This window comes from Bathymodiolus thermophilus thioautotrophic gill symbiont, assembly GCF_003711265.1.
In the GTDB taxonomy this organism is placed as follows: domain Bacteria; phylum Pseudomonadota; class Gammaproteobacteria; order PS1; family Pseudothioglobaceae; genus Thiodubiliella.
Map to the genome: position 1 here is coordinate 1,257,912 of NZ_CP024634.1, position 20,679 is coordinate 1,278,590.

Here is a 20,679-nt window from a genome sequence, read left to right on the forward strand (position 1 = left end):
TTATTCTTAAGGTAAGAATAGTGTAAAAAACTGTACCATTGGAAATATATTGCCAGAAACCTATCTCAAGGTAAAAAAAATCTTGCTTTGCTCAGTGAAGTATATCTATCAATAAAGATTTTAGTTGAGTCGAAAAAAATCAGCGCAACTCTTACAATATAATGACAAGAGTTGCGCTGATTTGTTTAACGATTTTTCAATAAATCCCGAAGGAGTTTAAAGCGTTTATGCGGATTGCTTAATATATGGAATTAAGAATATAACCTAAACGCAATCCTGCTAAGTACACTAAATTAATTGTAGTTTGTTCAACATTCTTTAGATATTCATCGGTTAAGACGATTGCGTCTGTGCTGTGTTTTAGTTTAGCAATATCGGCATCTATGGCAGCGAATACATTGCTGTCAAATTTCTGTAAATCGTTTACCCAAGTTTTGGTGTCAAAATCCATTTGGTATTTTTTAGGATCTATTGTGGCTTTTTTTACTATATTTGCAACAAAATCTTTGACTAAGTTTTTGGCAAAAAACTTTTCTGCATTGATAAAATATTCTTGCTCTGTTCCTGTTCTTGGTGGATATTTTTTTCTTGCTGCATCGGTTAAACATCCCATGCCATCCCAAATTGCATGTAATTTTTTTGTTCCTAGGCATTTGCCAGATGTTTTAACAAGAACTGAATTGGCGCCATAAGTTTCTCCATAAGGATTTGTATTGGTTCGGTAAACGCCATATAGAGGCTCTGTTACATGTAGAGGCTGGTGAGCATCGCCTACTAAATGCACTAAATACATCAACAATAAAGATTGTTTAAATGTGCTAAGAGGGTTGTCTTTTGGGTCTTTCTTGTGTTGTTTGAATGCATATTTGATCTCGTCAAGATTCCAATATACATCTAATTTGTAAAAAAGAACCTCTTCTGCGTTTTTTGGAAGTTTGATTTTTTGAGGATTGTGTATTATTTTGCCAGAAAAATGTGCCTTATTTAATATTTCAATGTTGTACATATTGTCTAACCAGTTAGCAGATATGACGGGGTCAAGTGACTTTTCAGAATCATAAATCTGATCGAGAATGTCTGATAACAAGGGTGTGATTTTTGCTCGTTTTTCTGCAGAAAGTTGGTTAAGTGCAATATGCAAAATACTTATATGTCCTTCCAGCCCATAGGCTTTGACCATTGATGGGGCGAATAACAGCGATTGGAATATTAATACATAAATAATTTTTTTCATAATTTTTTTTATAAAGTTGTAAAATTTTGTTAATTATTATAAATTAAAAAACATTTCTGGTGTAAATTGTTTTAATTCAATATTTACACCTTATCTTGGCAAGGTCAAGATTGGTTTTTAACAATTGTCAATTAATTGAATTTTGCTAATCATCTATATTTATACAAAAGTCTCAATTCAAAAGTCTTTCTAATACAAACTTGGATCCGTAATAAGCAAGAACCAAAATACCAAAACCAATTTGTGTGGCAGTAATGGCTTGTTTTCCACGCCAGCCAAAGGCTTTTCTGCCAAAAACGAGAGTGGCAAAAATAACCCAAGCGATGATTGAAAGGGTGGTTTTGTGAATCAGGTGTTGGGCAAATATATCTTCAATAAAGACAAACCCAGTGAGTAGCGACAAGGTTAATAAATAAAAGCCGATTCTAAGGCTTTGAAACAACAAGGCTTCCATGGTTTGCAGCGGTGGCAATTTACTAATAAAGCCATTAATTTTCTTGGCATGCAAGTGCCTTTCTTGGATTTTTAATAACACGGATTGACATACCGCTAAGGCGAGTAGGGCGTAGGCAGTGATGGATAAAAACACATGTGAGGCAATGCTTAAGGGGATGATTTTTCCAGCAGTGTCGGGAAACAAAACGCTAAATAATAGCGATGAAGCGGCCAATGGATAAACCAAAATACCGAGCGCATGCACAGGTTTGGAAATAGATGATAGGAACAACAAAACTGCTACTAGCCAAGCGACAAAAGAGGTGCTATTAGCCAACCCAAAAAACACGCCACTAGCCGCCCAGAAATTGGTAAAAGTTAAGGCGTGTGCAATAATGGCAAAACTGAGCAACAAAAAAATACTTTTTTGATGACGATGCTGAATATCGTCTTTAGTGTAAAAACGCATTAGCAGAGCGGTTGCCAGCGAATAGGAGATAATGGCAAAGTAAGATAAAAGCATAATTATTTTTTGAATGAAAACAAGGCACTATAATACGATACTTTAACACTATTAATTAAAAAAATGTTTGATAACTTAACCGACCGCCTTGCCAACAGTTTTAAAACCCTACAAGGCAAGAATAAACTTTCAGAATCCAATATTAAAGATGCCATTCGTGAGGTACGCCGTGCCTTGCTAGAGGCTGATGTTGCACTTGAAGTCATTAAAATATTTCTTGATAAAGTGCAAGAAAAGGCTTTAGGGCTTAAAGTTAACGAGGGACTTAACCCGTCACAAGCCTTTGTCAAATTAGTAGAAACAGAACTAACTGAGATTATCGGTGGCGAAAACAAAACCTTAGATTTAAGGGCACAACCGCCAGCAGTAGTCATGGTTGCTGGCTTGCAAGGTGCAGGTAAAACCACCTCAATCGCCAAGTTAGCGCGTTATTTAAAAGAAAAAGAAAATAAAAAAGTTTTGTTGGTTAGTGCCGATGTTTACCGTCCTGCAGCCATTACACAGCTAGAAGTGCTGGCAAAACAAGTAGAAGTAGATTTTTTCCCATCTAGTGTTAATGACAAGCCGGAAAAAATTGTTGCCAGAGCCAAAAAACATGCGCAAAAGCAATTTTTTGATGTGTTATTGGTGGACACCGCAGGGCGCCTGCATATTGACAGTGAGATGATGGCTGAAATCCAAGCGTTACAAAAACAAGTCGATCCAATTGAAACCTTGTTTGTGGTAGACGCAATGACAGGTCAAGATGCAGCGCATACTGCCAAAGCGTTTGCTGATGCATTGCCATTAACAGGGGTTATTTTAACCAAAACTGATGGTGACGCCAGGGGAGGCGCAGCACTTTCGGTGCGTCATATTACTGGCAAGCCGATTAAGTTTTTAGGTGTGGGTGAAAAAGTCGATGCACTAGAACCATTTCATCCAGATAGAATTGTTTCGCGCTTATTGGGTATGGGCGATGTTTTGTCATTGATTGAAGAAATTGAGCAAAAAGTTGACCGCAAAAAAGCAGAAAAAGCGGCTAAAAAAATGGCAAAAGGTCAGTTTGACTTAGAAGATATGCGCGATCAACTTTTGCAAATGGAGCAAATGGGCGGAGTAGAGGCTTTGATGGATAAAATGCCAGGAATGGGACAAATTCCACAAAGTGTTAAAAATCAAATGATGGGGTCGCTGGAAACCAAAAAAATGGTGGCCATTATAAATTCAATGACCCCCAAAGAGCGCACCCACATTAAATTAATTAAAGGCTCGCGTAAAAATCGTATCGCTAAAGGTTCTGGCACTCAGCCACAAGATATTAACAAACTGATTAAGCAGTTTGAAAAAATGCAAAAACAAATGAAGAAAATGAGCGGTGGAAAAATGCAAAAAATGATGGCAAAAATGGCAGGAATGCAGGGCAAAGAGGGCGGTATGCCTGATTTATCAAAAATGAAGTTGCCAAATATGGGCGGCAATAAATTTCCGTTTTAATGCTGTTTGTGAAAAACCATTTCCACTCCCATTTTTTAAGTGTTACAAACTCTGGTTACGATAAAAATATGGTTTTATTGAGTTGCAAGTACAAAATTATTTTTTAATTTGGCTTGATTTTTTTGAAAAAGCTGCTGAAAAGTATTCAATGCTATTTTTGGCACGATTATCTGTGTCAATTGTTTCCAGTATCTCTTTGGCATACGATTGATAGTTTGTATTACCAGTAATTAAAAATGCTCTTTTTAAGTAGTCTATTGCTAAAATAGGGTCTTTTTCCAAATATTCTGACAACTCCTCGTAATGCCTTGCTTGCCTTTGAGTGCTCTTTAAAAATCTTTTGAATTTCGCTTCAAATTGTGAGTCAAAATCTATATATTCTGTTCGATTGAAATCTGATGGTATTTCCGTTTTAGGCGTTTTAACAATAATGGTTTCCTTTCCTAATGCTTGTGCCACACCAAGTTCATAATATAAATTTGCTTGAGTTTTGACTGGCGTGTCTCTGTGGATAATAACAATGCATATTGCTACAGACTCAATAAGTTTCCATATTTTTAATAAAAAATCTCTACCCGTTGTTTCTTCGCTGGCATCTATGGTTTGATAATCAAATGACAAGCAATGGCTCTTGATGGCATTTTGAATATCAGTAACTGGCGTAGGTATCATTCCACCTAGTTGGGTAATTAAGAAACAATGTTGCGGCCGAAAATCAATTAAATTATTAATGGCATCGCCATCAATAGGGCTATAAATAATCACCTACGCTTGCTTTTTGCTACAGGAACATTGGCATATTTACCAACACTTTTTTTATGCGAGAGAATACGACCTTTATCGCGATCAATTTTAATGTAGCGATTGGTGCGTGGATTTTTAACTTGAACAATATCTGCCATAACTCTATTATAGTTAATTTCTTATAAATGTTTATGATTTTTTAAGACGATAACGAGCAGATTCAGCGTGCGCTTGCAAGCCTTCACCGTCAGCTAAAGTAGCAGCGATTTTACCTAGTGTGTTGGCACCCTGATCGGAGACCATAATTAAACTGGATTTTTTTTGAAAGTCGTAAACACCCAGTGGAGACGAAAAACGAGCAGTACCTGAGGTGGGTAAAACATGGTTAGGCCCCGCACAATAATCGCCTAAAGACTCGCAAGTGTAGCGACCCATAAAAATTGCACCTGCGTGTCGAATGCCGTCTAACATTTCTTGTGGATTTTCAACGGATAACTCTAAGTGTTCAGGGGCAATTTGGTTAGACAAGGCAATGGCTTCATCCATATCTTTGGTAAGAATGAGTGCGCCACGGTTTGTAAGTGCCGTTTCAATGATGGACTTTCTGTCCATGGTGGGTAATAATTTGGCAATGCTTTTTTCCACTTGGTTGATAAAATCAGCATCAGGGCAAAGTAAAATTGACTGTGCATCTTCATCGTGTTCTGCTTGAGAAAACAAATCCATGGCAATCCAATCGGGATTGGTTTTGCCATCACAAATAATTAAAATTTCACTAGGACCGGCAATCATATCAATACCAACCTGCCCAAAAACAGCACGCTTGGCGGTGGCAACATATATATTGCCAGGGCCAACAATTTTATCTACTTTTGGTATGGTCTCGGTGCCATAAGCAAGGGCTGCTATTGCTTGTGCACCCCCTACAGTAAAGACTTGAGTAACGCCTGAAATATAGGCTGCCGCTAATACTAACGAGTTGCTGGTGCCATTTGGCGTAGGTACTACCATGATTAAGTCTTGCACACCAGCCACTTTAGCGGGAATGGCGTTCATTAGTACAGAAGAGGGGTAGGCTGCTTTGCCACCTGGTACATATAGGCCTACACGATCAAGGGGGGTGATTTTTTGCCCCAACATTGTGCCGTCGTCTTCGGTGTAAGTCCAAGTGCTTTGTTTTTGTTTTTCGTGATATAGGCGCACGCGGTCTGCTGCGATGGTTAATGCAGATTTTTGCTTTTCATTCAGCGTGTCAAAGGCTTGCTTAAGGGCGGGTAATTTAATGGTTAATGCCTCCATACTGGTGGCATTCGTCCCATCAAATGTATTTGTATAATCCATTAAAGCGCTGTCGCCGTTGTTGCGAATTTTGGTAATAATGTCATCAACTGTTTGCGCAACTTGTTTATTTGAAACGCTATCCCAAGCAAGTAGTGAGGACAGTTTTTTTTGAAAATCAACTTGCGTGGATACCAATTTTGTGATCATAAGTTTTTCTCAATGTTGCTAACCCAAGATTTAATTTGGGTATTTTTGGTTTTAAATGAGGCGGTATTGACCACCAAACGAGAGCTAATGTCTTTAATGTGTTCAAGTGGCACAAGTCCGTTTGCTTTGAGCGTGTTACCAGTATCAACCAAATCAACAATGCAGTGCGCCAAGCCAACGACGGGTGCGAGCTCCATTGCGCCATATAATTTGATAATTTCAATTTGCTGGTTTTTGGCTTCAAAATACTGTTTAGCTGAACGGACATATTTGGTGGCAATTTTTAAAGTGTCTTGTTTTAATTGTTTTTTGTCGCTGGCAGCTACCATTAACTTACATTTGGCAATGCCTAAATCTAGTAACTCAAATAAGCCATTGGCGCCGTGTTCTAATAGCACATCTTTGCCAGCAATGCCCATATCTGCTGCACCGTGTTGCACAAACACAGGGACATCGGTGGCACGAATGACAATGACTTTAATGTCGTCAAAATTAGTATCCAAAATCAGTTTTCTGGAATTCAGTTCTTTGTCAGCAATTTCTAACCCTGCTTTTTTTAATAGTGGCAAGGTTTGTTCAAGAATTCTGCCTTTGGACAATGCGATTGTTAACATAATATATACCCTTAATTAATCTTGGACTCTTTCAATATTGGCACCCAATAATTTTAGTTTTTCTTCAATGGTTTCATAGCCACGGTCAAGGTGATAGACTCGCTCAATCGTGGTTGTGCCTTTGGCGGCCAATCCTGCCAATACTAAGGATGCTGAAGCCCTTAAATCAGTCGCTATTAAATGCGCTCCCGTTAGGGATTTTACGCCTTTACAAAACACTGTGTTACCCTCTAAAGTTAGATTGGCACCCATACGCATTAACTCAGGAATATGCATAAAGCGATTTTCAAAGATATTTTCAGTAATGCTACTGTGTCCTTCTGCAATAGCATTTAATGCTGTAAATTGTGCCTGCATATCGGTTGGAAAATTGGGGTAAGTGCCGGTTTTAATGTTAACGGCTTTTGCTCGCTTGCCGTTCATATTTAATGTGATTGATTGACTGTCGGTTTTGATATCTGCACCGGTTTCAATTAATTTTCCCAATACCGAGCGCATTGCTTTTGGATTGGTGCCTTTAACGGTAATCGAGCCACCAGTAATGGCAGCAGCCACTAAATAAGTGGCAACTTCAATGCGGTCTGAGCAGACTGAATATTGCACGCCATTTAATTTTTTTACCCCTTCAATGACGATAACAGAAGTGCCAATACCACTAATTTTTGCACCCATTTTGTTTAAACAATGGGACAAGTCGGAAACCTCTGGCTCTTGTGCGGCGTTATTGATTGTAGTGGTGCCTTGTGCTAAAGTGGCTGCCATAATGACATTTTCTGTAGCAGTTACAGAAATTTGGTCAAAATAAATATCGGCTCCTACTAAGTTTTCGGCTTCTGCATAAATATAACCATTTTTAACTTCAATGGTGGCACCTAATTCTTTTAAGGCTTTAAGGTGAAGGTCAACAGGGCGAGTGCCAATCGCACAACCACCAGGGAGTGATACTTTGGCTTTTCCGTATTTTGCTAACATTGGCCCAAGTGCTAAAATTGCAGCACGCATGGTTTTAACCAAATTGTAGTCAGCCACTAAATTATCAAGCTTTGATGCATCTACATACAGTGAAGAATCAGATTCTAGAATAAACTCAGCACCCATGCTCATTAGCAATTTTAATGTGGTAGATATATCGCTGAGCTGTGGTGCATTTTGGAGTGTAATAGGGCTGTCTGCCAGAATGGAGGAAAACAAAATGGGTAATGAAGAATTTTTAGACCCAGATGCTTTTACATTACCCCGTAAAGGCGTGCCACCTTGAATAACAAGCTTATACATTCTTTAGTTTTTTGTTGATTTTTTTAATCAAACTGTTAAGGCCTTTGCGTTTAATGTGGGAACTGAATTGTGCCTTATAATTCTTAATCAAACTTACGCCCGAAAACACCAAATCGTACACACGCCAATGGTTTAAGCGAATCATTTTTAAAGTAACTTTAAGCGGGTTTTGATTTTTATCAAAGCTAATAAATAATTTAATAATGGCTTTATTGCCTTTACGCTTTATCTTTGGATCGGTGGAAATTTTAATATTATTAAGCTGATCGTAAGTGCTTAAAATGCCTGCATAATCATTAATTAAAGATTTGGTAATATATTGTTGAAAAGCCTTTTTTTGTTGGTTATTGAGAGCGCTCCAATGTTCTTTTAGCGTTAAACGCACTGCTACATCTATGGCAATATAAGGCAATAATTCCGCTTTAATGAGCGCCTCAATGTTTTCAGGTGTAACCCGTTTTTGATCTCTAAGTTTTTTAAGTGCAAGCAAGGCATTTGTCATAATATTGAATGCAGCGATATTTGGCGGACCAACAACATCAGTCGCCGCCCTTGAATGTGGTGCCACATTATGCTCTACTGCTAAAGTTGCACCAGTAGTTAAAATAGACAATATAATGAACAATGTTTTAACTGTATTTTTCATGTCAAAATTCATAAAATAATAAAAATATTGATTTTACCTTTTTGTATAGATGCCAATTAAAGAAAAACTAAAAAATTTAACAACCCAACCCGGTGTATATCAAATGCTTGATAAGCAGGGGCTGGTGATTTATGTGGGTAAAGCAAAAAACTTAAAAAAACGCGTATCCAGTTATTTTTCTAAAACCCATCAAGATGACAAAACCAGAGTGTTGGTTATTAATATTCAAGATTTTGATGTGGTAATTACCGATACTGAAACACAGGCGTTGTTACTGGAAAATGAACTGATTAAACAGCACAAACCTAGGTACAACATTTTACTCAAAGACGCCAAAAGTTATCCTTATATTTGCGTGAGTAACGACAAGCACCCACGCGTGGGTTTTTATCGTGGCACTAGAAATGAAAAATACCAATATTTTGGCCCTTATCCATCTGCACATATAGTGCGTAATTCTCTTACTTTATTGAAGAAAATTTTTAAAGTAAGACAATGTGCTAATGCTACTTATCGCTCCAGATCACGAGCTTGTTTGGAATATCAAATTGGACTTTGTAGCGCACCTTGCGTTAATAAAATTAGTGATGAGGATTATAGGCAAGATGTCAATATGATGCGGTTATTCCTCTCAGGCAAAGGCGCACAAACCTTAGACAATATCTCACAAAAAATGCAAAATGCATCGAAAAACCAAGATTTTGAATTGGCCGCCCATTTGCGTGACCAAATGATTGGCTTGCGTACCATTCAAGAACAGCACAGTTCCCAAACAATGGGCGATATGGATGTGATTAGCATTGCCACTCAAGATGGTATTCATGCTGTTGAAATATTATTTGTGCGCTCAGGCAAGCAAATTGGTCAAGAGTGTATTTTTCCGCAACACGCCAAAGGCAAAGATGCTGAAGTGGTTTTGTCAGCCTTTTTGCCCCTGTATTATTTAGGCAAAGACACGCCTAAGCAACTTTTATTAAGCAACAAATTGGTGGATAAAAAACTCATTGCCTCAGCATTGTCCACACAAATTATTGACGCACCACAAAAAGACAAGCGTCATTTTTTAAAAATTGCCACCCTTACTGTACAAGAAAACCTAAAACAACACCTTATCTCAAAATTCACCAAACGCACGCAACTGCAACAATTGCAGAAAACACTTAACCTTAAAACATTACCAAACACCATGGAATGCTTTGATATTAGCCATACCATGGGTGAGGCGACAGTTGCCTCCTGCGTCGTGTTTGAAAAAGGGTTGCCAAGAGTTAAGCAATATCGCCAATTCAACATTAGCAACATCACCCCAGGTGATGATTATGCAGCGATGAATCAGGCAGTTTTTAGGCGTTATTCACGCCTATTAAAAGAGCAAAAAACACTGCCCGATGTGGTTTTTATTGATGGCGGCTTGGGGCAGTTAAATCAGGCGATTATGGTTATGGATTCAATTGGTATTGAATCTATCCAACTGGTTGGCGTGGCAAAGGGCGAGGGTAGAAAAGCAGGGTTGGAAACTTTGATTATGGTCAAAGACGGCAAAACAAAAAAAATCAATCTACCACCACACGACCAAGCGCTGATGTTGATTAACCATATTCGTGATGAATCACACCGTTTTGCCATTAAAAATCATCGACAGAAGCGTGGCAAAAAACGCACCACATCAGTGCTTGAAGGTATTCCAGGTGTAGGAAAACTACGCCGAATGGCATTACTTAATTATTTTGGTGGTTTGCAAGAAGTGCAAAAAGCCAGCCGTGATGAAATCGCAAAAGTAGAAGGTATCTCGCAAGCATTAGCGGATAAAATAGCAGAAAAATTAAAAAATAAAATATGATTATTAGAATACTTATTGTTGTTTTTATACTGAGTTATATCATTTGGCTAATAAATAACCGCATTTTAGGAAGAAACTTAGTACTCGCCAAGGTTATTGCCACCACACTTGTTGTTACCAGTGTGGTTTATTTGATACTGGGCAGTTTGTCCTATTTGATTGAAGGGGTTTGACTGCTGCATTCAAGAGAGCATGCTTATTGCTCATTGTCTGAAATTGTTAGAGTGTTAAAAAAATATTACGGATAGTTTTCTAATCGACTGATTTTATAGCCACCTCTATTTTTTAAAAGTTCTATTAATTTTTTAAGCTCAGATTCCTCATATTTGTATCGAAACATTTCATCGTGACTCAGCAATACAATATGAGATTTTGTGAAAGTTTTGTTGTCGTTAAGTTTTTTTTCAATTTTCTTGAAAATATCTTCAGCAGTGCCTATTGGATCCCCTGTATGCGGGTCATGCGCCCATTCTAAATCCCATCCAAACAGTGAAAATCCATTTTTAACCAATAAATCCGCCGCCTCTATTCCACTGCTCACATCATTTCTACTTCTTCCATTGATGCGCCACATATTCCTACCGGGTAATCTTCCTATTTTATTGTCCAATTTTAAAGCGTTTTTATTTTTAATGAAATCCTTAAGCGCCCCTTTAGGGTTTGAATAATATAATTTATAATGGTCATTTGCATGGCTATAACTATGATTTCCAACCCCAATAAATTTATTTTCCTTATAAAGCCTTACATCTTTAGGCCTTGCCAAAGCATGCTCACCTACCAACATAACGAAAATTGGCAATTCCTCCGCTAACACCGCATCGTTTATTCTTCGACTTCCATTTAAGGGTCCATCATCAAAAGTTAAATAAATGTGTTTAATGTTTTTATGAGTACTCTGATCTGTTGACTGTGCCTGATTATTTGCAGCACAAGAAGACAGCAGGATTATTAAACTGTATATTATATTTTTCATTTTATGATTCCATTGTAGTAAAGATGTGTTTTTCTATTTTTTGATGCCAAAACGACTTTTACATATTCAGGTAGAGTATAAACTTTATTTAATTGACGATTCTAATTTCTCATTTCTTTCTTAGTATTGAGAGATGTCAAGGGCGCCTCTTTACAAATAACAACAAACTAGCGTTTAAAATTAAATTAAATTGCCGTCTGAAATCACTAGGGTTTCATGGGATTTTATGCTCTAACACTTTTTTTTCATTAACACACCCCCGTAATCTGATTTTATGGATAATATGTAGCCTATTAAGTACACAGTGCAAACTGTTAACGATGATTATCTAAGTTAAATCCTTGGTCTCGCCACCTGTGGTTTATTTGTTTTTTATCATCTTTAATGAGACCTTTGTATAAATATAAATAATCATCAAGAATTCACTTTTCACCCACTTGGTAATTTTTTAAACCCAGTCTTAGCCTTGTTAGGACAAGGTTTAAGAAAATCACCAAGTGGGCAAAAATTGAATTCTGCTAATCATTCATATTTACGCAAAGATTTCTTAATATTTTATTTTTTAATTGAGGATTTATTATGACTACTACCAATCGCTTTATTGCTTTATTTTTTCTATTTACCTTGTGTGTTCCAGCCTTAGCAACACTTAACCCCAATCCTGTAACCAAAGAACTTCATATTAGTGACCCTGCTATTAACACCCCAATAGTAACAACCATGCAAGCAGTTGATATGAGGATCAAAACGGTGTTTGATAATCATGAAACAACCTGTGCACTTAGTGCTTCCGGCGAAAGTCATGGCGAATTTACCCAAACCATAATCTATTGTGATCCCTCTATTCACGAATCAGGCTTAGTGTCAGGTGACTATATTGATGTAGGACTCCTTCCTCTTTTTGATGGTTACACCTTGTGTATTAATGGCAATTGCAACTATCCTAGCAAAGACAAAAGCAAAGTCAAGAACAAGGCTAAAGATAAGGACAAAGTCAAAGCTAAGTAGGGTCATTAATTGGCGTTAAATAAATTAGGGTACTTTTTTTTGTATATTCCTTTTTGGCTTGTTTTACCCGTCAAGCATCAATGTTTGCTTGATAATTGCACAAGGGCGGGGAATTTTGAATAATTCAGGCGTGATTTCATCTTGAATGCAAATGTATTTTTGTTTAACTTTCTATATTCGCTTGAGTGCAGTCCAGCCCTTATAAGGCTTTTCCATTGATCATATTGGAAAAGTTTATAGCAAATTCATTTTGTGACACCCCTTGAACGATTGTAATTTTTCTTGATCCCGAATCTACAATGTAAGTTTTTCCACATTGATTATTAATTGCGGTATCTGTGATGTTGACATCCAAATATTCACTCTGTGCTTGGTATTCTTTTATTCCACCGGCCATAATCACTGCTGCCAAAGGATCAAAAATAGGAACTGGGATGGCTTCTTTATCAACCCCTGTTACTTTTTTGAAAATATCTTTCGTCAGTTTTGCGATTGGATCGGTGGCTGTTATTTTGTCAACATAGTCAGGATTTAATATGACATAATTACAGGCATCAAGTGGTATTAAAGTAATGGGAATGTGCGTTTTGAACACTTTTTTGGCTGCTACTGGATCAATAAAGACATTCCATTCGGCGGCATAATTTGTTTTGTAAATTGGTCCTTGATTCCATTCAGGCCTTGCATCATTGAATAGTGCTATATTGCCATCTACATAAACAGCACCTGCCATTGCATAAATTTCTGTAATTTTATCAATGCGAGTTGAGGGGCATAATTCTAACATTTTTGCTAGGTTGGTAAAGCCACCAAGAGAAAGAATTGTGATGCTTTCTTCAGTTTTATTCAGGGTGTCTGCAATAAATTCCCATGCAGGTTGTGTTTGCACATCAATTGAAGTTTCTGGATTTAAAGATCCGAGTAACCCCATTATATCATTGACATTATCTCTAAAAGATTGTGGAAAAACATGGTTAAATTTTAAAGGAGTGCTGGTTCCGACACAAATTTTTGCCTGAGTTTGGTCACCCAAATCCATAAGCGTTTTGGCAATAATTGTTCCCCATCGAAGGTTTGCCTCTCCACAACCTGTTACCGTAATTCCTATTATTTCAATAGTAGGGTTCCTTATGAGATACAAAATGGAAAGTATGTCGTCCCACCCCATATCTGTATCAATAATAACTTTTTTCCTTGTGTTTTCCATATCACCTCCTTTTGATTGTAGATATATATTATAAGGGCATATTGCCTTGTGTTGAGATATTAAGAATAAACACTGTAAAAAAACAACTAAATTTTATTCATTTTAAGAGGTAATATAAAGCCCCAACAACTCCAGACAACAATTTAGAGGCCTTTGCATAAATATGAATAAAAAACGAAATTCTTATTATTAATATTGCCGAAAATAATCTGAAGAATATGGTTTTGAAAAAGCCAACACCTAATAATTTTGATATCTTTGATTCAATTGGTAAAGCGTGTGCCATTAAAATCAGTGCTGACAATGTGCTAACTTAGCCACTTGGGTCGCTTATAGCATAAAAGAATGTTACAACAGCCCCATATCCACCAGAAAGCAGCCCCACAATTCAAACAATAGTAAATTCATCTGGCAACTCTAACAACTCCATTACAGGCAAAAGAAGCATTGAAAGAGGCTTTATTAATTCAAAATATTTAGGCAGGATTATCTTTACAATAGAGAGGGCAGAAGCAATACTTTCTTTTATTATAGTAGGCACGCTTTCCCAAAGTCTATTGCACATAAGGCTTTAGAAAGAAAACTTTAGCAGTCAAAACACTGGCATTTTTTTTTAATAGCACCGTCTCCTTTCCAGCCAACAAATCAATCGTTCCTACGCCAAGAGGAGTGTTTATTCTATATTTGTCAAAGTTTCCCCCTATTTTTCCTTTAATTAATGGCGCAATACCTCCAATAGTAAAGTTTCTATTTACTACCTTTTTATCAATCAAATAAAGAGAAGTGCTTGCTTTGAGCGAATGACTTATTTCATTAACAAAATTTTGGATTTTTTCAATTAGTCTAACCCTTAGAGCAGTTGTGCCTGTATAAAAAGAAATGTAGATGGCAGTAATATTATTTTCAATTGATGATGCCAAATATTCCCAATAAATTGTTTCTAGTGAACTGATGCAAAGCATCTGCATTCGTTATTTTAAATTTTGGTGGAATGTGCATTATTATCCTAAATAGCCAACTATTGTAAGAGTGTATTTCATTATGTTGCGATATTAAAAACAAACCCTAAAAAAGCCAAATAGCCACCTGTCCCAAGATAAAATTTATATTTTTACTTGGTATATGATATTATTTTGGTCAACAAATATGAAGATTAATAATGCAATTTATTTTTAAAATTGGCAAATAATAACAGGAAACAAATCAATTATTTGGCAAATGCGAGAAATAATGTAGTGAATGGGCTGTGCGAAATAGTTACTACGATTAGACAAAGTGGTTTATCAAATTTTCTCAGATGCAGAGTAGGAGGTGGGTTATTTGAGAATACTGAAAATAAAGTAACCGTGTTTTTTTTGACAGACTTGGTCAAGTAGAATATTACACCTTCAATGTAAAATCAAGTTCTTAATGCTTTTCATTGGTAAATTTTTATAAAGTCCATCTTAGTCCTGCCAGAGTAGGTTTTATAAAAAAAATGACAACTGACCTTTTATTCAGCATCCATGTCTAATACAGAAGTCTCTTAGTGGTAAAGAAGTAGCGCAAGTATTTTTACCGCTAATACTTGGGTGATTATCAGCACTAGATTGCGCGCTCCTGCCTTCTCTTATTGTACCAACCAACCATTCCCAGTATTAACCCAAGAAACCTCTTGCCCTTGTTGAACTAAAAGGGTTTTTTCGATCTTATTGGCGGTGAATGTAACCCTGACTGGCCACTCAGAATTAACGCTAAGTGTTACTTTTCTGGTGTTGCCATGAAATTCTGGTGGCAATGTAAAACTTTCAACCCATGCGCCATTATGAGTCTTAATCCAAACTTTGTTGTTTGAGCTAATGAATTTGCTAAGATTAACGACACTATTTTGTAGTGATTTTAGGGTGCTATTGCCTTCAATAAAAAGGGTTCTGTAGGTGCTCATCCTAATGCTATATTTACCATAAGCACGCTTGTATCCGCTCACAACGAAATAAACTTCTTTAGCAGAGCCAAAGTCTTGATTTTCTAATTTACTCCATGAGCCAGGGCCACCGTCGTCATCTTTGGCAAGTTGCTTTCCATTTTCATCATAAACATATAGATAAGTATCAAAATCTGCATCGGTTAGCGTTATAGTATATGTCGTGTTTTTTGCAACCATTAGTTGGTAAACCTCTGCTCTGCTCTCATTCCACTCCAACCCATTATATTTTCTTGCATTTGTAGTGCTGTCAAGACTTGCATATTGAATACTAAATGATTCGCTATCGGGAAAGTGCTTTAATTCTTGAAGGGTTTTTCTAACAGCACTTTTATTGCTGTCACTCCAAAATTTAGTCTGTAAGTGATAATACCAAGCGGAAGGGTGCGGGTACATAATTGGTGCTGAAAACCAATTTGTATCACGGTTATGTGAGGCACCCAACATATGACCCATTCCATGTGCGGCAATTTTTTCATTATCGTCAGATGCCAAGGCAAAATGACCCGGTGAATACGCCGCTCCTGAGCCACCATCCCAATTGCCCTCTGCTGCCAATATATGATAATCATTATGATTCCTAACACTGAAGTAGTAATGGTGCAAGACATAATCACGAAACATATCCAATTGAGAAAGAAGATCATCGCTTTTATGATTGGCATGATAAAAAGACCAATAATTCTCATCATTAGAGTCAAACCAGTGCACATAAACTTTGACATTGGGATTTACACTTGATATTGTATCCAGCACATTGCCCTCAATATCATCCCGATCATCCATTGAATCCAATTCTCAAAACCACAAATTGAGAGATTTCTCACCAATGGTAGGCGTTCTTCCTGGTAAAACTGAAAACCTTGAATAGGCGTTAGTAGATAATAAGTAAAAGAAACTTATACACAAGAGTAAGGTTCTTTTTGTTCATTGTTTTTTCCTTCTAAAGTTAAATAGAGACCTTTGCATAAATATGGGTGATTAGCAAAATTCAATTTTTGCCCACTTGGTAATTTTCTTAAATCTTGTCCTAGCAGGGCTAAAGCTGGGTTTAAAAAATTACCAAGTGGGTAAAACGAGGATTCTTGATGATTATTCATATTTATGCAAAGGTCTCAAATATAAGTTTTAAAGCAAGATTACTTTTAGCGCATCTGGAACTAAAATGGCATATTAATACCATTTGGATATGATTTCATATTGATAAGGCTCATTCTCCGCATTCCCAAGCGGAGCCTGGGAATGGGGAATAGATATTTTTATTACTAATACCCAGACAATTACAAGCGCCGTATTGTTTGCTTTATTTTTTGAAACGGCATACACACCTTGTTTTCCCTTATTTTATCAACCAGCCATCCCCAGTATTAACCCAAGTAATCTCTTCTCCTTGGGAAACTATACGGCTTTTTTTAATACGATTAACAGTGAATATAACCTTGACTGGCCACTTAGAATCAACGGTAAGTGTTACTTTCCTTTTTTTACCGAGGAATCTTTGTGGCAATGTAATCTCTCCAACCCATATACCATTGTGAACCTTAATCCAAACTTTGTTGTTTAAATTAATGAAATTTCTAAGATTGTTATTCTCTCCTAGCGAACTTAGCGTGTCACTGTCTTCAATAATAAGGGTTTTGTAATCAGTCAGCCTAATTTTATATTCACCAGAAGCACGCTTGTATCCACTCACAACAAGATAAACTTCTTTAGCGGATCCAAAGTCTTGGTGCTCTAACTTGCTCCATGAGCCAGGGCCACCGTCGTCATTTTTATCAAGTAGATTCCCATCTTTATCATAAACATATAGATAGGTATCAAAATCTGCCTGTATTATGGTTATATCGTATATCGTGTTTTTTTCAACCAAGAGTTTGTGAATATTTGCCCTGCTTTCATCCCATTTTAATCCGTTATATTTTTTTGCATTTTTAGTGCTATCATCGCCAAGATATTCAATATCAATTAGCTTGCTATCGGGAAAGTGCTTTAATTTTTTAAGGGTTCTTCCAACGGAATGTTGATTGTCACTATTCCAGAATTTAGTCTGTAAGGTATAAAGCCAATAGGAAGGATGTGGATACATAATTGACGCTGAAAACCAACTTGTATCATAGTTGTGTTGAGCATTCAACATATGCCCCATTACATGTGCAGCAATTTTCTCATTATCGTCAGATGACAAGGAAAAATGACCTCGTAAATACGCTACCCCTGAGTAATCCCCCCATTTATCTTCTGCTACCAATATATGATAATCATTGTGACCTACAGCATTGAGGTAGTAACTACTCTGAACATAATTGCGAAACAGCCTTAATTGAAAAGAAGGGATGTCATTCTTGCGATTAGCATTATAAAAAAACCAGTAATACTCATCATTAGAGTCAAACCAGTGCACATAAATTTTGACATTAGGATCTACACTTGATATCGTATCCAGTAGATTATTCTCAATATCATCTTGATCATCTATAGTTGATGCTATTTTCCAAAACCACAGATTAATAGATTGTTTGCCAATAGTAGGCGTTATTCTCGATAAATCCGCAAACTTTGAATAAGCATTAGTAGATGCCAAGCAAAAGAAACTTATGCACAGAAGTAAGATTTTTTTGTTCATTGTTTTTCCCCTAAAATTAAATATAAGTTTTAAAGTAAGATTACTTTTACCATATTTAGAACTTAAGGTAGTGGTATTTTAATAATTAATACCATTTAGATTGATTTCATATTGATAAAACTCATTTCAATATGAATCATTTTTTTTCATTTACATAATATTCACCTTGAATATCATCATAGGCAGACCCAACTTGTTATTATTAGAAACCCTTGTATAAATATAAATCCCTCATTCCCAACCCTTGCCTAGGGATGTATACCTGAGTTTAAGAGCAAGAAGACAATAAAAAGTTTGAACAAAAGGTGTTTAAGTAAAGATAAAAATATTGTTAACTAGCAGTGCATACAATGTTTTAAATTAAAGCGCTTTCCTATTGTACTTAACACTTAGCATTAGTGACGACAAAAATCAGAGCGAGGAGCGAGCGTCGCTTTTGCCGCCCCCAGATGTTTTTGCTAGGCTTTTATAATCAAAACGGTACCAATTGCCATCATTGCCCCACCAGCAATACAATTCTTTCTCCTGTTTATTTTTTCATCTTTAAATAGTCGCTTTACACTTGCTCCAAAATAAGCATGAGTAAGCATTACCCCACCCAAAACAATAGACACGACCAACACAAGTATAAGCACATCAAATTTAGACAAAGCCCTCAAATTAACAAATGTTGGCAAAAAACCCAAATAAAATAAAATAACTTTTGGGTTGCCGAATGTTATCGCCAAACCACTAAAAAAATTACTTTTCCACGACAACTCTGCAACACCCTCTAAGTTAATATTTTTTTGCCTCTCAATCCATATTTTATAACCCATCCAAATTAAGCACACTCCACCTAAATATTTAACCACCACAAATAACTCTCCCAATATTTCAGCCATAGTCGATAAACCATAAATAGCCAATAAAAGAAAAACCAAGTCCCCTAAAACAATCCCAGCAACCACTAAAGATGCATTTTTAAAACCCGATGCCAAGGCTCTTGAAATGGTAATAAAAACCCCTGTCCCAGGAATAATTGCCAGTAAAAACATCGCTCCTGCCAAACTTAGGATGTTAAATATTGTCATTGTTTACCCTTATTCTAAAATAATTTTAAGATCTTGATGTTGCCCCTGCTCCCAAACTCCACTTGGGGGTGCATATTTGGGTTTTGGGAGCGAAGGTATAACAAAAACCTTGAATAAGAGGCGTTTAAAATAAAGATGTTGTTGGTTAGTGGTGTGTGCAATATTTTAAATTCAAGGGCAACTTTCTTATGTTAACACCTGACTCAACGGACAATTTGTTGGCTACTCATTCCGTACAATTGCTACCTCATGGCATCGGCTACTTGAAGTTGAGCAATAACATCTTGTTTTATTTTAGTGGACGAATTTCTTGGACTGTATTTGATTTGAACTACTTTTTTTCCGGCTGTATTAAAATAGTTTTCCACATCTTGATTGTGTGGTTTTTTACCCCAATCCTCTCCAATGACAAAAATATCTGCCTTGACTTGCTTGCAGACGGTAAGGTAATCTAGTTCATGGTAGGGGAGTACGATATCTACACAGCAAAGTGCTTGAAGCATTTCCATGCGTTGTTCAATGGGAATAACTGGGATATTGGGTTTGTATAATTTAACAACTTCATCGGATGCAACGCCAACGGCAACTGAATCGCCTAAAGTGGCGCAATATTTTAGTAACGCAAGATGCCCAACATGCAATAAATCAAAAGTGCCTACTGTGTAAACTACCATTATGCTATTTAGCTCCTAAATTAAAGTGATTTTTATCTTCTATAGAAGTTTCCAACCATAGATACCTGTTATTCCTAGCGTATAAATAGCAAGCATATAAACGCTGACTGGGTTTCCAGAAAGTTTTGGTGTTTTTATTTCTGAAACATTTAATGCGGAAAGAAGTAAACAAACAACATAAAGAATGATTGAATACACGCCTACACTGACAGTATTTTCGAATAGAAATACAAAAACTAGTATTATACTGTTGTTATCAAGTGCCATTCCAGTATATCGTGTTCCATTGGAAAGACCATAGGTATTAAAGTAACTTAGCCTAATGGCACTTGCTGAAATAATAATAAATGCTCCCAATAGAAAAATAGGGGAAAATTTGCCATAACTTAAAAGCAGAATGGCTGGTGCCACACCATAGTTTACAACATCTATTAGTGAATCAAGTTGCCCGCCAAAGAAGCCTTGTTTGTTAGTTCGGCCTTTCATTTTTCGGGCGATAAGTCCATCTGCCCAGTCAAAGGCAACTGCCCAAATCATACCAATCATGGCAGCGTGATAAACACCCAAAATACTAAAATAAATGGCGAGTATTGTACAGGCTAATCCTGCAAGAGAGCAAAGGTTGGGAAGATCTTTAACAAAAGAAAGAATGGTAGGTTGTAATTCTTCAGATTTAACTTTGCCTGTCATCGTCATTATTAAAAATGAGAATTATAACGTATATTAGCATCAAGGTTAGAGATAATGTCATACATTGCTCAAGATCACTGGCAATTTTTTAGAATATTTTCCATTGGCAAAACAGACAACGATAATAATTAAGATTACTGCTGGATAGATTATAAAATTATGCGGATGATAATGCGACAATTACCTAAAT

At 36.6% G+C, this 20,679-nt stretch carries 21 protein-coding genes; 4 read left to right on the forward strand and 17 right to left on the reverse strand.

The window, feature by feature from the left end; genetic code table 11:
- Window positions 1–238: 238 nt before the first annotated feature.
- Together MS2017_RS04780 and MS2017_RS04785 are read right to left on the reverse strand one after the other, a co-directional pair.
- Window positions 239–1,234: a S1/P1 nuclease gene (locus tag MS2017_RS04780; protein WP_122951439.1), complete on the reverse strand. Its 996-nt coding sequence runs from the start codon at window positions 1,232–1,234 to the stop codon at window positions 239–241.
- A 172-nt stretch (window positions 1,235–1,406) separates the two neighbouring features.
- Window positions 1,407–2,192, reverse strand: a complete 786-nt coding sequence (locus MS2017_RS04785) for a cytochrome C assembly family protein (protein ID WP_122951440.1) — start codon at window positions 2,190–2,192, stop codon at window positions 1,407–1,409.
- A gap of 63 nt (window positions 2,193–2,255) precedes the next feature.
- On the opposite strand from MS2017_RS04785, the gene ffh reads away from it, so the two are divergent.
- Window positions 2,256–3,668, forward strand: a complete 1,413-nt coding sequence (gene ffh, locus MS2017_RS04790; protein WP_122951441.1) for a signal recognition particle protein — start codon at window positions 2,256–2,258, stop codon at window positions 3,666–3,668.
- Window positions 3,669–3,764: 96 nt separating this feature from the next.
- On the opposite strand, the gene MS2017_RS04795 is transcribed toward ffh, so the two are convergent.
- The 6 genes from MS2017_RS04795 to MS2017_RS04815 are packed head-to-tail and all read right to left on the reverse strand — an operon-like array spanning window position 3,765 to window position 8,435.
- Window positions 3,765–4,433 carry a hypothetical protein gene (locus tag MS2017_RS04795; protein ID WP_071564332.1) on the reverse strand — a complete coding sequence of 223 codons (669 nt, stop codon included), beginning with the start codon at window positions 4,431–4,433 and terminating at the stop codon, window positions 3,765–3,767.
- A complete protein-coding gene (locus MS2017_RS11195) occupies window positions 4,430–4,570 on the reverse strand; it encodes a hypothetical protein (protein ID WP_158009314.1) in 141 nt (46 codons plus the stop codon). Before MS2017_RS11195 ends, MS2017_RS04795 begins: the two co-directional genes overlap by 4 nt.
- A 31-nt stretch (window positions 4,571–4,601) precedes the next feature.
- Complete coding sequence (gene hisD / locus MS2017_RS04800) at window positions 4,602–5,900, reverse strand: histidinol dehydrogenase (protein ID WP_122951442.1); 1,299 nt, start codon at window positions 5,898–5,900, stop codon at window positions 4,602–4,604.
- Window positions 5,897–6,514 carry an ATP phosphoribosyltransferase gene (hisG, locus tag MS2017_RS04805; RefSeq protein ID WP_122951443.1) on the reverse strand — a complete coding sequence of 206 codons (618 nt, stop codon included), beginning with the start codon at window positions 6,512–6,514 and terminating at the stop codon, window positions 5,897–5,899. Before hisG ends, hisD begins: the two co-directional genes overlap by 4 nt.
- A gap of 15 nt (window positions 6,515–6,529) precedes the next feature.
- Complete coding sequence (gene murA, locus MS2017_RS04810) at window positions 6,530–7,789, reverse strand: UDP-N-acetylglucosamine 1-carboxyvinyltransferase (protein ID WP_071564339.1); 1,260 nt, start codon at window positions 7,787–7,789, stop codon at window positions 6,530–6,532.
- Window positions 7,782–8,435 (reverse strand): MlaC/ttg2D family ABC transporter substrate-binding protein, encoded by a 654-nt coding sequence (locus MS2017_RS04815; RefSeq protein ID WP_084032337.1) that lies wholly within the window; start codon window positions 8,433–8,435, stop codon window positions 7,782–7,784. The genes murA and MS2017_RS04815 overlap by 8 nt, the downstream gene beginning before the upstream one ends.
- 49 nt (window positions 8,436–8,484) lie before the next feature.
- Here MS2017_RS04815 and uvrC point away from each other — a divergent pair, with 49 nt between their 5' ends.
- Window positions 8,485–10,275, forward strand: a complete 1,791-nt coding sequence (gene uvrC / locus MS2017_RS04820; protein ID WP_122951444.1) for an excinuclease ABC subunit UvrC — start codon at window positions 8,485–8,487, stop codon at window positions 10,273–10,275.
- On the forward strand, window positions 10,272–10,448 hold the full coding sequence (locus MS2017_RS11200; RefSeq protein ID WP_158009315.1) for a hypothetical protein: 177 nt from the start codon (window positions 10,272–10,274) through the stop codon (window positions 10,446–10,448). The genes uvrC and MS2017_RS11200 overlap by 4 nt, the downstream gene beginning before the upstream one ends.
- 65 nt (window positions 10,449–10,513) lie before the next feature.
- Here MS2017_RS11200 and MS2017_RS04825 read toward each other — a convergent pair whose 3' ends face one another.
- Window positions 10,514–11,251 carry a polysaccharide deacetylase family protein gene (locus MS2017_RS04825; protein WP_122951445.1) on the reverse strand — a complete coding sequence of 246 codons (738 nt, stop codon included), beginning with the start codon at window positions 11,249–11,251 and terminating at the stop codon, window positions 10,514–10,516.
- Window positions 11,252–11,830: 579 nt separating this feature from the next.
- On the opposite strand from MS2017_RS04825, the gene MS2017_RS04830 reads away from it, so the two are divergent.
- Entirely contained in the window at window positions 11,831–12,259 is a 429-nt protein-coding gene (locus MS2017_RS04830) for a hypothetical protein (protein WP_122951446.1), read from the forward strand.
- 199 nt (window positions 12,260–12,458) lie between these two features.
- Here MS2017_RS04830 and MS2017_RS04835 read toward each other — a convergent pair whose 3' ends face one another.
- From MS2017_RS04835 to MS2017_RS04870, 8 genes are all read right to left on the reverse strand, one after another.
- A complete protein-coding gene (locus tag MS2017_RS04835; RefSeq protein WP_122951447.1) occupies window positions 12,459–13,466 on the reverse strand; it encodes a nucleoside hydrolase in 1,008 nt (335 codons plus the stop codon).
- A gap of 554 nt (window positions 13,467–14,020) precedes the next feature.
- Window positions 14,021–14,434: a hypothetical protein gene (locus MS2017_RS04840; protein ID WP_122951448.1), complete on the reverse strand. Its 414-nt coding sequence runs from the start codon at window positions 14,432–14,434 to the stop codon at window positions 14,021–14,023.
- Window positions 14,435–15,075: 641 nt separating this feature from the next.
- On the reverse strand, window positions 15,076–16,215 hold the full coding sequence (locus MS2017_RS04845) for a hypothetical protein (RefSeq protein ID WP_122951449.1): 1,140 nt from the start codon (window positions 16,213–16,215) through the stop codon (window positions 15,076–15,078).
- Between the two features lie 113 nt (window positions 16,216–16,328).
- Window positions 16,329–16,529 carry a hypothetical protein gene (locus tag MS2017_RS04850; RefSeq protein WP_122951450.1) on the reverse strand — a complete coding sequence of 67 codons (201 nt, stop codon included), beginning with the start codon at window positions 16,527–16,529 and terminating at the stop codon, window positions 16,329–16,331.
- Between the two features lie 239 nt (window positions 16,530–16,768).
- Window positions 16,769–18,052, reverse strand: coding sequence for a hypothetical protein (locus MS2017_RS04855; RefSeq protein ID WP_122951451.1), 1,284 nt, complete (start codon window positions 18,050–18,052; stop codon window positions 16,769–16,771).
- 458 nt (window positions 18,053–18,510) lie between these two features.
- The gene (locus tag MS2017_RS04860) at window positions 18,511–19,125 is read right to left on the reverse strand and encodes a LysE family translocator (protein ID WP_122951452.1); all 615 of its coding nucleotides are present in this window, start codon (window positions 19,123–19,125) and stop codon (window positions 18,511–18,513) included.
- 242 nt (window positions 19,126–19,367) lie between these two features.
- Window positions 19,368–19,799 carry an FAD synthase family protein gene (locus MS2017_RS04865; RefSeq protein WP_071565156.1) on the reverse strand — a complete coding sequence of 144 codons (432 nt, stop codon included), beginning with the start codon at window positions 19,797–19,799 and terminating at the stop codon, window positions 19,368–19,370.
- 39 nt (window positions 19,800–19,838) lie between these two features.
- Entirely contained in the window at window positions 19,839–20,489 is a 651-nt protein-coding gene (locus MS2017_RS04870; RefSeq protein WP_420885966.1) for a CDP-alcohol phosphatidyltransferase family protein, read from the reverse strand.
- Window positions 20,490–20,679: the final 190 nt, after the last annotated feature.

Bases quoted from the DNA above. Each gene is read 5' to 3' on its own strand.
- MS2017_RS04780 (WP_122951439.1), bottom strand. From the start codon at position 1,234: ATGAAAAAAATTATTTATGTATTAATATTCCAATCGCTGTTATTCGCC.
- MS2017_RS04785 (WP_122951440.1), bottom strand. From the start codon at position 2,192: ATGCTTTTATCTTACTTTGCCATTATCTCCTATTCGCTGGCAACCGCT.
- ffh (WP_122951441.1), top strand. From the start codon at position 2,256: ATGTTTGATAACTTAACCGACCGCCTTGCCAACAGTTTTAAAACCCTA.
- MS2017_RS11195 (WP_158009314.1), bottom strand. From the start codon at position 4,570: ATGGCAGATATTGTTCAAGTTAAAAATCCACGCACCAATCGCTACATT.
- hisD (WP_122951442.1), bottom strand. From the start codon at position 5,900: ATGATCACAAAATTGGTATCCACGCAAGTTGATTTTCAAAAAAAACTG.
- hisG (WP_122951443.1), bottom strand. From the start codon at position 6,514: ATGTTAACAATCGCATTGTCCAAAGGCAGAATTCTTGAACAAACCTTG.
- murA (WP_071564339.1), bottom strand. From the start codon at position 7,789: ATGTATAAGCTTGTTATTCAAGGTGGCACGCCTTTACGGGGTAATGTA.
- MS2017_RS04815 (WP_084032337.1), bottom strand. From the start codon at position 8,435: ATGAAAAATACAGTTAAAACATTGTTCATTATATTGTCTATTTTAACT.
- uvrC (WP_122951444.1), top strand. From the start codon at position 8,485: ATGCCAATTAAAGAAAAACTAAAAAATTTAACAACCCAACCCGGTGTA.
- MS2017_RS11200 (WP_158009315.1), top strand. From the start codon at position 10,272: ATGATTATTAGAATACTTATTGTTGTTTTTATACTGAGTTATATCATT.
- MS2017_RS04825 (WP_122951445.1), bottom strand. From the start codon at position 11,251: ATGAAAAATATAATATACAGTTTAATAATCCTGCTGTCTTCTTGTGCT.
- MS2017_RS04830 (WP_122951446.1), top strand. From the start codon at position 11,831: ATGACTACTACCAATCGCTTTATTGCTTTATTTTTTCTATTTACCTTG.
- MS2017_RS04835 (WP_122951447.1), bottom strand. From the start codon at position 13,466: ATGGAAAACACAAGGAAAAAAGTTATTATTGATACAGATATGGGGTGG.
- MS2017_RS04840 (WP_122951448.1), bottom strand. From the start codon at position 14,434: ATGCAGATGCTTTGCATCAGTTCACTAGAAACAATTTATTGGGAATAT.
- MS2017_RS04845 (WP_122951449.1), bottom strand. From the start codon at position 16,215: ATGGATGATCGGGATGATATTGAGGGCAATGTGCTGGATACAATATCA.
- MS2017_RS04850 (WP_122951450.1), bottom strand. From the start codon at position 16,529: ATGAATAATCATCAAGAATCCTCGTTTTACCCACTTGGTAATTTTTTA.
- MS2017_RS04855 (WP_122951451.1), bottom strand. From the start codon at position 18,052: ATGAACAAAAAAATCTTACTTCTGTGCATAAGTTTCTTTTGCTTGGCA.
- MS2017_RS04860 (WP_122951452.1), bottom strand. From the start codon at position 19,125: ATGACAATATTTAACATCCTAAGTTTGGCAGGAGCGATGTTTTTACTG.
- MS2017_RS04865 (WP_071565156.1), bottom strand. From the start codon at position 19,799: ATGGTAGTTTACACAGTAGGCACTTTTGATTTATTGCATGTTGGGCAT.
- MS2017_RS04870 (WP_420885966.1), bottom strand. From the start codon at position 20,489: ATGACAGGCAAAGTTAAATCTGAAGAATTACAACCTACCATTCTTTCT.